Origin of the sequence: Kitasatospora sp. NPDC058492, from assembly GCF_042720685.1 — a bacterium.
Taxonomy (GTDB): Bacteria; Actinomycetota; Actinomycetes; order Streptomycetales; family Streptomycetaceae; genus Kitasatospora.
Genome location: NZ_JBHXMU010000062.1, coordinates 14,878 through 28,939, shown reverse-complemented (window position 1 = coordinate 28,939; position 14,062 = coordinate 14,878). Strand labels below are relative to the sequence as shown.

11 protein-coding genes are annotated in these 14,062 nt (G+C 71.7%); 8 read left to right on the top strand and 3 right to left on the bottom strand.

The window, feature by feature from the left end; translation table 11 throughout:
• Window positions 1-151: 151 nt before the first annotated feature.
• Window positions 152-2,584: a RelA/SpoT family protein gene (locus ACFWPI_RS31590; protein WP_380377203.1), complete on the top strand. Its 2,433-nt coding sequence runs from the start codon at window positions 152-154 to the stop codon at window positions 2,582-2,584.
• A gap of 70 nt (window positions 2,585-2,654) precedes the next feature.
• Here ACFWPI_RS31590 and ACFWPI_RS31585 read toward each other — a convergent pair whose 3' ends face one another.
• On the bottom strand, window positions 2,655-3,884 hold the full coding sequence (locus tag ACFWPI_RS31585; RefSeq protein WP_380377201.1) for a DUF349 domain-containing protein: 1,230 nt from the start codon (window positions 3,882-3,884) through the stop codon (window positions 2,655-2,657).
• A 265-nt stretch (window positions 3,885-4,149) separates the two neighbouring features.
• Window positions 4,150-4,992 (bottom strand): peptidylprolyl isomerase, encoded by an 843-nt coding sequence (locus ACFWPI_RS31580; RefSeq protein WP_380377200.1) that lies wholly within the window; start codon window positions 4,990-4,992, stop codon window positions 4,150-4,152.
• A gap of 274 nt (window positions 4,993-5,266) precedes the next feature.
• Between ACFWPI_RS31580 and ACFWPI_RS31575 the strand changes: the two genes are divergently transcribed.
• The 4 genes from ACFWPI_RS31575 (at window position 5,267) to ACFWPI_RS31560 (ending at window position 9,628) form a co-directional block, all read left to right on the top strand.
• Entirely contained in the window at window positions 5,267-5,974 is a 708-nt protein-coding gene (locus ACFWPI_RS31575) for an MBL fold metallo-hydrolase (RefSeq protein WP_063346799.1), read from the top strand.
• 11 nt (window positions 5,975-5,985) lie between these two features.
• On the top strand, window positions 5,986-7,248 hold the full coding sequence (gene hisS, locus ACFWPI_RS31570) for a histidine--tRNA ligase (RefSeq protein ID WP_063346798.1): 1,263 nt from the start codon (window positions 5,986-5,988) through the stop codon (window positions 7,246-7,248).
• Complete coding sequence (aspS, locus tag ACFWPI_RS31565; RefSeq protein WP_063346797.1) at window positions 7,245-9,026, top strand: aspartate--tRNA ligase; 1,782 nt, start codon at window positions 7,245-7,247, stop codon at window positions 9,024-9,026. The genes hisS and aspS overlap by 4 nt, the downstream gene beginning before the upstream one ends.
• A gap of 92 nt (window positions 9,027-9,118) precedes the next feature.
• Complete coding sequence (locus ACFWPI_RS31560; RefSeq protein WP_380377196.1) at window positions 9,119-9,628, top strand: GNAT family N-acetyltransferase; 510 nt, start codon at window positions 9,119-9,121, stop codon at window positions 9,626-9,628.
• Here the strand turns inward: ACFWPI_RS31560 and ACFWPI_RS31555 are convergent.
• The gene (locus ACFWPI_RS31555) at window positions 9,601-10,620 is read right to left on the bottom strand and encodes a LysR family transcriptional regulator (RefSeq protein ID WP_380377193.1); all 1,020 of its coding nucleotides are present in this window, start codon (window positions 10,618-10,620) and stop codon (window positions 9,601-9,603) included. The two genes, ACFWPI_RS31560 and ACFWPI_RS31555, sit on opposite strands and share 28 nt — an antisense overlap.
• A gap of 209 nt (window positions 10,621-10,829) precedes the next feature.
• On the opposite strand from ACFWPI_RS31555, the gene ppk2 reads away from it, so the two are divergent.
• From ppk2 to rpsD, 3 genes are all read left to right on the top strand, one after another.
• Window positions 10,830-11,663: a polyphosphate kinase 2 gene (gene ppk2 / locus ACFWPI_RS31550; RefSeq protein WP_380377190.1), complete on the top strand. Its 834-nt coding sequence runs from the start codon at window positions 10,830-10,832 to the stop codon at window positions 11,661-11,663.
• A gap of 58 nt (window positions 11,664-11,721) precedes the next feature.
• Window positions 11,722-13,071, top strand: a complete 1,350-nt coding sequence (locus ACFWPI_RS31545) for a replication-associated recombination protein A (protein ID WP_363372766.1) — start codon at window positions 11,722-11,724, stop codon at window positions 13,069-13,071.
• A gap of 324 nt (window positions 13,072-13,395) precedes the next feature.
• Window positions 13,396-14,010 carry a 30S ribosomal protein S4 gene (gene rpsD, locus ACFWPI_RS31540; protein WP_063346792.1) on the top strand — a complete coding sequence of 205 codons (615 nt, stop codon included), beginning with the start codon at window positions 13,396-13,398 and terminating at the stop codon, window positions 14,008-14,010.
• Window positions 14,011-14,062: the final 52 nt, after the last annotated feature.

Sequence of the window (14,062 nt, the reverse complement as noted above, 5' to 3'; positions counted from 1 at the left end):
CGGATCATCCGACCGCCGCCCTTCCGTTTCCGGCCCGGGTGGATGAACGCCGGGGCGCCCGGCTCGGTACCATGAAGATTCACCCCCTCCCGGTTGCGTCCGACCGTACGGGCCGCGGCAGGGGTCGGCCCCGGTGCCCCGAGGAGAGTCCTTGCCCGACGAGGTTGTGCCCACGGCCGAAGCGGCCGCCCCCGACAACCGTCCCACGCCCTCGGGGGCCACCCCGGCACGCCCGGCGCCGACCTCCTCGCGACCGACCGCCCCCACCGGGCGCGGCTCCTCCTCGGGTGGCATGCGCGCCCGCCTGGCCCGCCTCGGCGGCCAGCGCTCCAGCGTGCTCAACCCCGTGCTGGAGCCGCTGTTCCGGTCGATCCGGGCGAACGACCCGAAGGCCGACCCGGCGCTGCTGCGGGACATCGAGCGGGCCTACGCCGTCGCCGAGAAGTGGCACCGCGGGCAGAAGCGCAAGAGCGGCGACCCGTACATCACCCACCCGCTGGCGGTGGCCACCATCCTGGCCGAGCTGGGGATGGACGCCGCGACCCTGATGGCCGGGCTGCTGCACGACACCGTCGAGGACACCGACTACGGCCTGGAGACCCTGCGCAAGGACTTCGGCGACTCGGTGGCGCTGCTGGTGGACGGCGTCACCAAGCTTGACCGGGTCAAGTTCGGCGAGGCCGCGCAGGCCGAGACCGTCCGCAAGATGGTCGTCGCGATGGCCAAGGACCCGCGGGTCCTGGTGATCAAGCTGGCCGACCGCCTGCACAACATGCGCACGATGCGCTACCTCAAGCGGGAGAAGCAGGAGAAGAAGGCCCGCGAGACGCTGGAGATCTACGCCCCGCTGGCGCACCGGCTGGGCATGAACACCATCAAGTGGGAGCTGGAGGACCTCGCCTTCGCGATCCTCTACCCCAAGATGTACGACGAGATCGTCCGGCTCGTCGCCGAGCGCGCCCCCAAGCGGGACGAGTACCTGGCGACCGTCATCGACCAGGTCCAGGGGGACCTGCGCGGCGCCCGGATCACCGCCTCCGTCACCGGTCGGCCGAAGCACTACTACTCGGTCTACCAGAAGATGATCGTCCGGGGCCGGGACTTCGCCGAGATCTACGACCTGGTGGGCATCCGGGTCCTGGTCGACACCGTCCGCGACTGCTACGCGGCGCTGGGCACCATCCACGCGCGGTGGAACCCGGTGCCGGGGCGGTTCAAGGACTACATCGCGATGCCCAAGTTCAACATGTACCAGTCGCTGCACACGACGGTGATCGGCCCCGGCGGCAAGCCCGTCGAACTCCAGATCCGCACCTTCGACATGCACCGCCGGGCCGAGTACGGCATCGCCGCGCACTGGAAGTACAAGCAGCGCGCGGTGGCCGGCGCGTCCAAGGTCCGCACCGACACCCCGACCCAGGTCCGCAAGGACGACAAGGCCGGCGCCGTCAACGAGATGGCCTGGCTGCGGCAGCTGCTGGACTGGCAGAAGGAGACCGCCGACCCGAGCGAGTTCCTGGAGTCGCTGCGCTTCGACCTGGCCAGCAACGAGGTCTTCGTCTTCACGCCCAAGGGCGACGTGATAGCCCTGCCGGCCGGTGCGACCCCGGTCGACTTCGCCTTCGCGGTGCACACCGAGGTGGGCTACCGGACGATAGGGGCCCGGGTCAACGGGCGGCTGGTGCCGCTGGAGTCGACGCTGGAGAACGGCGACGCCGTCGAGGTGTTCACCTCCAAGGCGGAGAACGCCGGCCCGTCCCGGGACTGGCTGGGCTTCGTCAAGTCGCCGCGCGCCCGCAACAAGATCCGCGCCTGGTTCTCCAAGGAGCGCCGCGAGGAGGCGATCGAGCACGGCAAGGAGGCGATCGTCCGGGCGATGCGCAAGCAGGGCCTGCCGATCCAGCGGATCCTGACCGGCGACTCGCTGGTCACCCTGGCCCACGAGATGCGCTACCCCGACATCTCCTCGCTCTACGCCGCGATCGGCGAGGGCCACGTCACCGCGCAGAACATCGTGCAGAAGCTGGTCCAGGCGCTCGGCGGCGAGGAGGGCGCCACCGAGGACCTCGCCGAGACCGCGACCCCGACGCACGACAACCGCCGGGCGGTGCGCCGCCGGGCCAAGGGCGACCCGGGCGTGATCGTCAAGGGCGTCGAGGACGTCTGGGTCAAGCTGTCCCGCTGCTGCACCCCGGTGCCGGGCGACCCGATCGTCGGCTTCGTGACCCGCGGCAACGGCGTCTCGGTGCACCGCGCCGACTGCGTCAACGTCGAGTCGCTGAGCCAGCAGCCCGAGCGGATGATCGACGTCGAGTGGGCCGCCACCCAGTCCTCGGTGTTCCTGGTGGCCATCCAGGTCGAGGCGCTGGACCGCTCCCGGCTGCTCTCGGACGTCACCCGGGTGCTCTCCGACCAGCACGTCAACATCCTGTCGGCGGCGGTGCAGACCTCCCGCGACCGGGTCGCGATGAGCCGCTTCACCTTCGAGATGGGCGACCCGAAGCACCTCGGCCACGTGCTCAAGGCCGTGCGCGGCGTCGAGGGCGTCTACGACGTCTACCGCGTCACCTCGGCCCGCAAGTAGCGCCCCGAGCACGAGAGCACGAGAGAGGGCCCCGGGAGATCCCGGGGCCCTCTCTCGTGCGTTCGGCGGATCAGCCGCTGAACTCCTCCTGGCTCCGGTGCGCCTGCTCCAGCAGGGTCTGCACGCCGGCCAGCTCGTTCTCCAGCTTGGCGATCCGGCCGGCGTTCCCGGCGGCGCGGGCCTTGTCCAGATCCGTCCGGATCTTGTCGGCCTTCGCCTCGAACAGGCCGACCATGCCGGCGGCGCGCGCCTTGGCCTCCGGGTTGGAGCGCTTCCACTCGGTGTCCTCGGCCTCGCGGATGGCCCGCTCGACCGTGTTCAGCCGGCCGTCCAGCTTCGGACGGGCGTCGCGCGGCACGTGCCCGATCGCCTCCCAGCGCTCGTTGACCTCGCGCAGCGCCGCCTTGGCGGCCTTCAGGTCGGTGATCGGCAGGATCGCCTCGGCCTCGACGGCCAGCGCCTCCTTGAGCTTCTGGTTGGCCACCTGCTCGGCGTCCCGCTCGCTGAACACCGCGGAACGGGCCTGGAAGAAGACGTCCTGCGCGCCGCGGAAGCGCGCCCACAGCTCGTCCTCGATGTCCCGCTGGGCCCGGCCGGCGGACTTCCAGCGCGCCATCAGGTCGCGGTAGGCGGCCGCGGTGTCGCCCCACTCGGTGGACGAGGACAGCGCCTCGGCCTCGGCGACCAGCGCCTCCTTGGTCTGCCGGGCCTGCTCGCGCTCGGCGTCCAGGGTCGCGAAGTGCGCCTTGCGGTGCTTGGAGAAGACCGAGCGGGCGTGCGAGAAGCGGTGCCACAGCTCGTCGTCGCTCTTGCGGTCCAGCCGGGGCAGGCCCTTCCAGGTGTCCACCAGGGCGCGCAGCCGGTCCCCGGCCTCCCGCCACTGGGTGGACTCGGCGAGCTGCTCGGCCTCGGAGACCAGCGCCTCCTTGGCGGTGCGGGTCTCGTCCTGGGCCTTGGCGCGAGCGGCCTTGCGCTCCTCGCGCCGGCTCTCGATCTCGCCGGCGAGCGTGTCCAGCCGCTTGGCCAGGGCGGCCAGGTCGCCGACCGCGTGCCCCTCGGTCACCTGGGCGCGCAGGTGGTCCAGCGCGGCCTGGGCGTCCTTGGCGGCCAGGTCGGTGGTGCGCACCCGCTTCTCCAGCAGGCCGATCTCCACCTCGATGCCCTGGTACTTGCGCTCGAAGTAGGCGAGGGCCTCCTCGGGCGAGCCGGCCTGCCAGGAACCCACGACGCGTTCGCCGTCGGCCGTCCTGACGTAGACCGTGCCCTGCTCGTCGACACGGCCCCACGGGTCGCTGCTCATAGCGCGTCCTCCACATGACGTCGCGCCCGCGCCGGGGCGGCGCGCGTCCGTCGTCCACAGTTGATGTGCGGCGGACCGATGAGTCCGCCGTCCCCGTCCGCCGTGACTTGCTGCCGAGGGTGACGGCCAGGCGGGTACGGGCACCCTGATACAACGCCAACATAGGCGACCGGCCCCGGTGCTGTCCGCATCCGGGCCGGGCGATTTCGGGCCGGGGCCGCGCCGAGGCGCTTCGGGCGCCCCTTGTGGGCGGCCCCGGGAAATGTCAACTCTTTGCCGTGGTCACCGAGTTGAAGGTGACGTCGGCCATCGGGTGGCCGTCCGGGGCGCCCTCCAGGGTGCCCGCGGCGGCGATCTTCTGCACCGCGTCCAGGCCCCCGGTGATCTTGCCGAAGGGGGTGTAGTTCGGGGGCAGCTGGGTGTCCTTGTAGACCAGGAAGAACTGGCTCCCGTTCGTGCCCGGGCCGGAGTTGGCCATCGCCACGGTGCCCGCCGGGTAGGTCGCGCCGGTCAGGTTCTCGTCCGCGAACTTGTACCCGGGGCCGCCGGTGCCGCCCGGGACGGTCGCGCTGGCGGTCGGGTCGCCGCACTGGAGCACGAAGATGCCGTCGGTGGTGAGGCGGTGGCACTTGGTGTGGTCGAAGTACTTCTCCCCGGCCAGGAAGACGAAGGAGTTCACCGTGTGCGGGGCCTTGGCCGCGTCGAGCGCGAGCGTCACCTTGCCGCAGTTGGTGTCCAGCGTCGCGGTGTACGAGCCGCCCGCGTCGAGCGCCATGGCCGGCTCGGCCTGCCACTGCTTGCCGTTCGGCGCGCCCGGCGCCGGATCGGCGCAGCCCTCGACCGGCTTGCGGGTCGGGGTGGTCGGCTCGGCGCTCTGGCTCGGCGCGGCCTTGGCGGAGGAGGCGGCCGAAGCCGACTTGTCCTTGTCCGAGCTGAACGCCCCGGTGCCGACCAGCGCACCGCCGCCGGCCAGCACCACGACGGCGAGCGCGGAGCCCAGGATCGTGTTGCGGCGCCTGCGCGCGGACCGCGCGGCGACCCGCCGCTCCATCTGGCGCTCGTACTTCTCTCGGGCGAGCTGCCGCCGCCGCTGTTCGCTGCTGACCACCGGCCGTGTCTCCTACGGATGTGCTGGGAAAGTGGATGGGTACCGAAGCGGATCATCGCATCCATCGGCGGCCAAGTGTAGGGACCGGGCCTGTAAGAACGCGGTGAACCTGTCAGTGCGAACCGCGCGCGCCACCCCTATCTGGTTCGCAACCGCACCCGCACCGCCGGTAGGCTGCCTTTACCTCACTGGTTTGCTGCATGACTGGTGGCTGCATCCGACCCGGCAGCCGCGACCGTAGCCGCCACTGCCGACCGCATCACGAAGGACGCGCGTGTTCATCGCCGGATTCCCCGCTGGAGCCTGGGGCACCAACTGCTACCTGGTCGCCCCGGCGGCGGGCGAGGAGTGCGTCATCGTCGATCCCGGCCACCAGGCGGCGCGCGGTGTCGAGGAGATGGTCCGCGAGCACGGGCTCAAGCCCGTCGCCGTGGTGCTCACGCACGGCCACATCGACCACGTGGCCTCGGTGGTCCCGGTCTGCGGCGCCCGCGGCGTCCCGGCCTGGATCCACCCCGAGGACCGGTACATGATGTCCGACCCGGAGAAGGCCCTCGGCCGCGCCCTGGGCACCCAGCTGATGGGCGAGCTCACCGTCGGCGAGCCCGACGACGTGCGCGAGCTCACCGACGGCGCCGTGCTGGAGCTCGCCGGCCTGCAGCTCACCGTGGACCACGCCCCGGGCCATACCGGGGGGTCGGTGACCTTCCGGACGCCCGGTGCCGAGGACCTCCCCCCGGTGCTGTTCTCGGGCGACCTGCTGTTCGCCGGCTCCATCGGGCGTACCGACCTCCCGGGCGGGGACAGCGAGGCGATCATGCGGTCGCTGGCCCGGGTGTGCCTGCCCCTCGACGACACCACCGTGGTCCTCTCCGGCCACGGCGGACAGACCACCATCGGCCACGAGCGCGCCACCAACCCCTACCTCCGACAGGCAGCAGGGGCGGCCGGCGCCCAGGCTTTCCCGCGACGAGGAATGTGACGGAAGAGAAGTTGAGCACCTTCACCGCCCCCAAGGGCACCTACGACCTGCTGCCCCCCAGCTCCGCGACCTTCCTGGCGATCCGCGAGCGCATCGCCGCGCCCGCCCGCCGGGCCGGCTACGGCTACGTCGAGACCCCGGTCTTCGAGGACGTGAAGCTCTTCTCCCGCGGCGTCGGCGAGTCCACCGACATCGTCAGCAAGGAGATGTACAACCTCACCACCCGCGGCGGCGACGAGCTCGCGCTGCGCCCGGAGGGCACCGCATCGGTGCTGCGCGCCGCCCTCCAGGCCAACCTGCACAAGCAGGGCAACCTGCCGGTCAAGCTCTGGTACTCCGGCTCGTACTACCGCTACGAGCGCGCCCAGAAGGGCCGCTACCGCCAGTTCTCCCAGGTCGGCGCCGAGGCGATCGGGGCCGAGGACCCGGCCCTGGACGCCGAGCTGATCATCCTCGCCGACGACGCCTTCCGCTCGCTGGGCGTGCGCGACTACTCGCTGCTGCTCAACAGCCTCGGCGACAAGCAGTGCCGCCCGGTCTACCGCGCCGCCCTGGTCGAGTTCCTCGCCGGCCTGGACCTGGACGAGGACACCCGCCGCCGCGCCGACATCAACCCGCTGCGCGTCCTGGACGACAAGCGCGAGTCGGTGCAGGCCCAGCTGGTCGACGCGCCCAAGCTGCGCGACTACCTGTGCGAGGAGTGCAAGGCGTACGACGAGAAGGTCCGCGAGCTGCTCACCGCGAACGGCGTGGCCTTCGTCGACGACCCGAAGCTGGTCCGCGGCCTGGACTACTACACCCGCACCACCTTCGAGTTCGTGCACAACGGCCTCGGCGCCCAGTCCGCGATCGGCGGCGGCGGCCGCTACGACGGCCTGTCCGAGATGATCGGCGGCCCGGCGTTGCCGTCCGTCGGCTGGGCCCTCGGCGTGGACCGCACCTTCCTGGCGATGGAGGCCGAGGGCATCGTCCTCGACCTGCCCGCCGCGACCTCCGTGTACGCCGTCGCGCTCGGCGAGGAGGCCAAGAACGTCCTGTTCGCCAAGGTGGTCGAGCTGCGCCGGGCCGGCGTCGCCACCGACCTCGCCTTCGGCGTCAAGAGCATCAAGAACGCCATGAAGTCCGCCGACCGGTCCGGCGCCCGCTTCGCCCTCGTGGCCGGGGACCGGGACCTCGCCGACGGCGTCGTCCAGCTCAAGGACCTGACCACCGGCGAGCAGAACCCCGTCGCCCTCGACGCACTCGTCACCACCCTGAAGGAGAAGCAGCTGTGATCCGCACGCACGACGCGGGCACGCTCCGCCCGGAGCACGCAGGCACCACCGTCACCCTGGCCGGCTGGGTCGCCCGCCGCCGCGACCACGGCGGTGTCGCCTTCATCGATCTGCGCGACGCCTCCGGCACCGTGCAGATCGTGGTCCGCGACCTCGACTCGGTGCACGGCCTTCGCGCCGAGTACTGCGTCAAGGTCGTCGGCGACGTCCGGGTGCGCCCCGACGGCAACGAGAACCCGGACATCCCGACCGGCGCGGTCGAGGTCGTCGTCAGCGAGATCGAGGTCCTCTCCGAGGCCGCCCCGCTGCCCTTCCCGGTCGCCGAGTACGAGCCGGGCACGGTCAACGAGGAGGTCCGGCTGCGCTACCGCTACCTGGACCTGCGCCGCGAGGGCCCGGCCAAGGGCCTGCGGCTGCGCTCCAAGGTGAGCAACATCATCCGCCGGGTGATGGAGGAGAACGACTACCTCGACATCGAGACGCCGTACCTCACCCGCTCCACCCCCGAGGGCGCCCGCGACTTCCTCGTCCCGGTCCGCCTGCAGCCCGGCCACTGGTACGCGCTGCCGCAGTCGCCCCAGCTGTTCAAGCAGCTGCTGATGGTGGCCGGCATGGAGCGCTACTACCAGATCGCCCGCTGCTTCCGCGACGAGGACTTCCGCGCCGACCGGCAGCCGGAGTTCACCCAGCTCGACATCGAGGCCTCGTTCGTCGACCAGGAGGACATCCTGGCCCTCGGCGAGAAGATCGTCGGCTCGATCTGGCGCGAGGTGCACGGCTACGAGCTCCCCAACCCGCTGCCCCGGATGACCTACGCGGACGCCATGGCCCGCTACGGCTCCGACAAGCCGGACGTCCGCTTCGGACAGGAACTCACCGACCTCACCGAGTACTTCAAGGGCACCGCGTTCCGCGTCTTCCAGGCCCCGTACGTCGGCGCCGTGGTGATGCCCGGCGGCGCCTCGCAGCCCCGCAAGGCGCTCGACGCCTGGCAGGACTGGGCCAAGGCGCGCGGCGCCCGCGGCCTGGCCTACGTCGTCATCGACGCCGAGACCGGCGAGCTGCGCGGCCCGGTCGCCAAGAACCTGTCCGAGGAGCACCTGGCCGGCCTGGCCGCCGCCGCGGGCGCCAAGAACGGCGACGCGATCTTCTTCGCGGCCGGCAAGCAGCGCCCCTCGCAGGAGCTGCTGGGCGCCGCCCGTCTGGAGATCGGCCGCCGCTGCGAGCTGATCGACGCGTCGCAGTGGGCCTTCCTCTGGGTCGTCGACTTCCCGATGTTCGAGCCGATCGAGGACGACAAGGGCGAGTTCCAGGGCTGGCACGCGGTGCACCACCCGTTCACCGCCCCGACCGCCGAGTCGCTCGCCACCTTCGACACCGACCCGGGCTCGGCCCTGTCCAACGCCTACGACCTGGTCCTCAACGGCTCGGAGCTGGGCGGCGGTTCGATCCGTATCCACCAGCGCGACGTGCAGAAGCGGGCGTTCGACGCGATCGGCCTCTCCGAGGAGGAGGCGGCCTCGCAGTTCGGCTTCCTGCTGGACGCCTTCAACTACGGCCCGCCGCCGCACGGTGGCGTCGCCTTCGGCCTCGACCGCATCGTCACCCTTCTCGGCGGGTACGACACCATCCGCGACGTCATCGCCTTCCCGAAGACGTCCACCGGCGGTGACCCGCTGACCGGCGCCCCGACCCCGATCACCCCGGCCCAGCGCCGGGAGGCCGGCGTGGACGCCAAGCCGAAGTTGCGCGAGGACGCCGCGAAGTCCGACGCCTGACACCGGATCCGCTAACCTTCAACGGCCCCGGACGGTCCACCCACCGTCCGGGGCCGGTCCACAATGACGTGTGACACAAGGAGGGTTGACTCATGCAGGTGATCACAAGAGTCGAGTGTCCGGATGACGTCCCGGCGACCAGACGCGTCCACATGGCCGCGTTCCCCGGCCCGGACGAGGCGGACCTGGTCGACGCGCTGCGCCGCGATCCGGCCTGGCTGCCTGGGCTGTCGCTGGTCGCGGTCGACGAGGCCGGGCTGGTGATCGGGCACGCGCTGCTGACCCGGCTGCGGGTCGGCGAGGACGGCGCGGGCCTCGCGCTCGCGCCGGTCGCCGTCGCGCCGGAGTGGCAGCGCAAGGGCGTCGGCGAACTCGTCGTCCGGGCCGCGCTGTCGGCGGCCGAGAAGGCGGGGGAGAAGCTCGTGGTCGTCCTCGGCGACCCGGAGTACTACGGGCGGTTCGGCTTCAGCGCGGCCGGACGGCACGAGATCAGCGGGCCGTTCGAGGTGCCGGACGCCTACTTCCAGGCGCTGCCGCTGCCCGCATACGACGGCGCTCCGCGCGGGCTCTGCCGCTACCCCGAGGCCTTCGTGGCGGTGTAGACCGTCAGATCGGTTCCACCGATCGTGTTCCCACCCGGGGCTCCGTTTTCACCCGATGTTCCCACCAGGGGTTCCGTCCCACCCGACCTTCCCAGCCGGCCGAAGGGGACCGTGACCCGGCAGCTGCGCACGAACGCGGCCATCGCCGGCGTGAGTTCGCGGTCCTTCGGCCAGTACAGCCCGACCCGGCTCGGGCTGAGCCCCCGCACCGGCCGGTACGCGACGTCATCCCGTACGGCCAGCCGGCTCATCGTCTCCGGTGCGAAGCCGACGCCCTGACCGCACACCACCGCGGCCAGCCACTCGTCGGTGTTGTGCGCCACCGCGCCGATCCGCACCGGACGCCCGCCCCGCTCCCGGCCCGCCAGCCAGTACTCGCGCCAGTGCCCGGCCTCGTGCGGTATCGCCACGAACGGCTCGTCCAGCAGGTCCTCGACGGACAGCTCGGCCCGGTCCGCCAGCCGGTGCCCGGCCGGCAGCGCCACGACCCGCGCCTCCTCGCCGAGCACGGCGACGTTGTAGTGCTCGACCAGCCACGCCGGGCCGTGCCAGAGAGTCAGGTCGATCTCGCCGGTGGCCAGGCCCGAGGTCGGGTCGAACCAGTTGTTCTGCCGCAGCTCCACCTGCCAGCCGGGCATCCGCCGGGCGAAGTCGGCGACGGTGCTGCGGGTCATCAGGTTGATGATGCCGCCCTCGAACCCCACCCGCAGCACCGAGCCCTGCTCGGCGGCGGCCGCCCGGGTGGCCCGCAGCGCGTCCTCCCAGCCGGCCAGCATCGCCCCGGCGTAGTCCGCCAGCGCCCGCCCGGCCGGGGTGGGCGCCATGCCGCGCCGCGACCGCTCGAACAGCTCGACCCCGAGCAGCGATTCCAGCTGGCGGATCTGTTTGGTGAGCGTCGGCTGGGAGACGAACAGCCGGGCCGCGGCAGCGGTCAGCTGCCCCTCCTCGCAGACCGCGGCGAAGCTGCGCAGCAGGCGGGTGTCGACATCCATGCCCCAAGGTTATGGAACCGGATATTGGACCCGTCCGGCAGGTGTGGGCCAAGGTTGATCGTTCGGCGTTCGCGCCGACCGGACGGGGGAGCGCGGCAGCGGCGGTTCAGGGGGCCGCCGCTGCCGCCCATCCGTCCTCCGACCTGCGGAGGCGGCCTCCAGCGCCTACGGTGAGTGCTCATCAGCAGCAGTCGGACGGAGGACCCCAGGTGGCCGAGGAGCAGCGGACCGCGAAGCCGGAACGACTCGCGAGGAAGCCGTACGAGCGGGAACTGCTGCGGCTCCAGCAGGAACTGGTGAAGCTCCAGGAGTGGGTGCGGGTCGAGGGCGCCCGACTGGTGGTGGTCTTCGAGGGGCGCGACGCCGCCGGCAAGGGCGGCGCGATCAAGCGGGTGACGGAGTACCTGAACCCGCGCATCGCCCGGGTCGCGGCGCTGCCGACCCCGACCGAGCGGCAGAAGACCCAGTGGTACTTCCAGCGGTACGTCGAGCAGCTGCCGGCCGCCGGGGAGATCGTGCTGTTCGACCGCAGCTGGTACAACCGGGCCGGTGTCGAGCGGGTCATGGGCTTCTGCACGGACGAGCAGTACTGGCAGTTCCTGCACCAGTGCCCGACCTTCGAGCGGATGCTGATCGAGTCGGGCATCCTGCTGCGCAAGTACTGGTTCTCGGTGAGCGACACCGAGCAGGAACGGCGCTTCCGGGACCGGCTGGAGGATCCGATGAAGCGCTGGAAGCTCTCCCCGATGGACGTCGAGTCGATCACCCGGTGGGAGGAGTACTCGCGGGCCAAGGACGAGATGTTCGTCTACACCGACACCCCGGACTCGCCCTGGCACGTGGTGGAGAGCGACGACAAGCGGCGGGCCCGGATCAACATGATCGCCCACCTGCTCTCCACCGTGCCGTACCGCGAGATCACCGCCCCGCAGATCGACCTGCCGCCCCGCCCGGCCCCGCGCGGCTACCAGCGGCCCCCGCGCGACCTGCAGAAGTACGTCCCGGACCACGCGGCCCGCCTCGATCGGCGGGACAGGGCGTAGGCGCGATGGGGCCGGCTGCTCCGGCGGGTGTGTCGGCGGCCTCGCATAGGCTTCCGGTGTGGACGAACCGGACCTCTTCACCGCCGCCGCCGAGGAACGCCAGAGCAGGGAGCCCGGCCGGGCGCCGCTGGCCGTACGGATGCGCCCGCGCACCCTGGACGAGGTGGCCGGGCAGCGGCAGCTGCTGAAGCCCGGGTCGCCGCTGCGGCGGCTGGTCTCGGGCTCGCGCGGGCCCGCGGCGACCAGCTCGGTGATCCTCTGGGGCCCGCCCGGTACCGGCAAGACCACCCTGGCGCACGTGATCAGCCAGGCCGTGGAGGGCCGCTTCGTCGAGCTGTCCGCGATCACCGCCGGGGTCAAGGAGGTCCGGGCGGTGATCGACGGCGCCCGGCGGGCGGTCGGCATGTCCGGCCGGGAGACGGTGCTGTTCCTGGACGAGATCCACCGCTTCTCCAAGGCCCAGCAGGACTCGCTGCTGCCGGCCGTGGAGAACCGCTGGGTCACCCTGATCGCGGCGACCACCGAGAACCCGTACTTCTCGGTGATCTCCCCGCTGCTGTCCCGCTCGCTGCTGCTCACCCTGGAGTCGCTGACCGACGAGGACGTCCGCGCCCTGCTGCGCCGCGCGGTGGCCGACGAGCGCGGCCTGGGGGGCGCGCTGGAGCTGACGGCGGAGGCCGAGGACCACCTGGTGCGCCTCGCCGGCGGTGACGCCCGGCGGGCGCTCACCACGCTGGAGGCGGCGGCCGGGGCGGCGCTGGAGAAGGGCGAGGCGAGCATCACGCTGGCCACCACGGAGACGGCCGTCAACCAGGCGGCGGTGCGCTACGACAAGGACGGCGACCAGCACTACGACGTGGCGAGCGCGCTGATCAAGTCGATCCGGGGCAGCGACGTGGACGCCACCCTGCACTACCTGGCCCGGATGATCGAGGCGGGGGAGGACCCGCGGTTCATCGCCCGCCGGCTGATGATCTCGGCCAGCGAGGACGTCGGCCTGGCCGACCCGACGGCGCTCCAGACGGCGGTCGCGGCGGCCCAGGCGGTGGCCCTGATCGGCTTCCCGGAGGCGCGGATCATCCTCTCCCAGGCGGCGATCGCGCTGGCCCTGGCGCCCAAGTCCAACGCGGCCTACCTGGCGATCGACGCGGCGCTGGCGGACGTCCGGCAGGGGCTCGCGGGCGCGGTGCCGCCGCACCTGCGGGACGCGCACTACGGCGGCGCGGGCAAGCTCGGCCACGGCCAGGGCTACCAGTACCCGCACGACCTGCCGGAGGGCATCGCGGCCCAGCAGTACGCGCCGGACGCGGTGCACGGCAAGGACTACTACCAGCCGACCCGGCGCGGCGGCGAGGCCCGGTACGCGGACGTCGTGGAGTGGACGCGGGGCCGGCTCAGGGGTGAGTGAGAAGGGGCGCTCGACCACCCGGTACAATCGGTCGAAGTGCCATGCCCCGGGACGGCGGCGGAGGAGACTCCACCGACCGGCCGCACCAGCGGGGCATCGGCCGTAGGCCTCCTCCGGGAGGCCCGCACCAGGAGCGTCGCGCACCGTTTCGGTGTCGCGGACGGCCCGGATTTCCGGGCTGTTCCGTGTGACCAGCACTTTTGTGCCCGGCTCCGGAGAGCGGCTGACCGCATCGCCTCGGCGATGGGTTGTCTCCGGGTCGCGAGATGCGACCTCCGTCAACACCTGGTGAAGCCGTATTCGTAAGCAAGGAAGGTTTGGTTCATGGCGAACCAGAAGCGTCCCAAGGTCAAGATCGCGCGTGCGCTCGGCGTGCCGCTGACCCCGAAGTCCGTCAAGTACTTCGAGGCCCGCCCGTACCCGCCCGGCCAGCACGGCCGTGGTCGCAAGCAGAACTCGGACTACAAGGTCCGTCTGCTCGAGAAGCAGCGTCTGCGCGCCCAGTACGACCTGAGCGAGAAGCAGATGGCGCGCGCGTTCGACCGCGCGAAGAAGGCCGAGGGCAAGACCGGTGAGGCGCTCGTCGCCGAGCTGGAGACCCGTCTGGACTCGCTGGTGCTGCGTTCGGGCATTGCCCGCACCATCTACCAGGCCCGCCAGATGGTCGTCCACGGCCACATCGAGGTCAACGGTGGCAAGGTCAACAAGCCGTCGTACCAGATGAAGCCGGGCTTCGTGGTGACCGTCCGCGAGCGCAGCAAGGAGAAGGTCCCGTTCCAGGTCGCCCGTGAGGGTGGCTACGCGGGTGAGGGCCAGACCCCGAAGTACCTCGAGGTCAACCTGAAGGCCCTGGCCTTCCGCCTGGACCGTGCGCCGCAGCGCAAGGAGGTCCCGGTGATCTGTGACGAGCAGCTGGTGGTCGAGTACTACTCGCGCTGACCCGCGGCGGTTCCGCATCTGCGGTACCTCAGCGAGCCCCCGTCGCCTTTCG

Excerpts from the sequence above, each read along its gene's own strand:
- ACFWPI_RS31555 (WP_380377193.1), bottom strand. The coding sequence starts at position 10,620 with ATGGATGTCGACACCCGCCTGCTGCGCAGCTTCGCCGCGGTCTGCGAG.
- ACFWPI_RS31560 (WP_380377196.1), top strand. The coding sequence starts at position 9,119 with ATGCAGGTGATCACAAGAGTCGAGTGTCCGGATGACGTCCCGGCGACC.
- ACFWPI_RS31585 (WP_380377201.1), bottom strand. The coding sequence starts at position 3,884 with ATGAGCAGCGACCCGTGGGGCCGTGTCGACGAGCAGGGCACGGTCTAC.
- rpsD (WP_063346792.1), top strand. The coding sequence starts at position 13,396 with ATGGCGAACCAGAAGCGTCCCAAGGTCAAGATCGCGCGTGCGCTCGGC.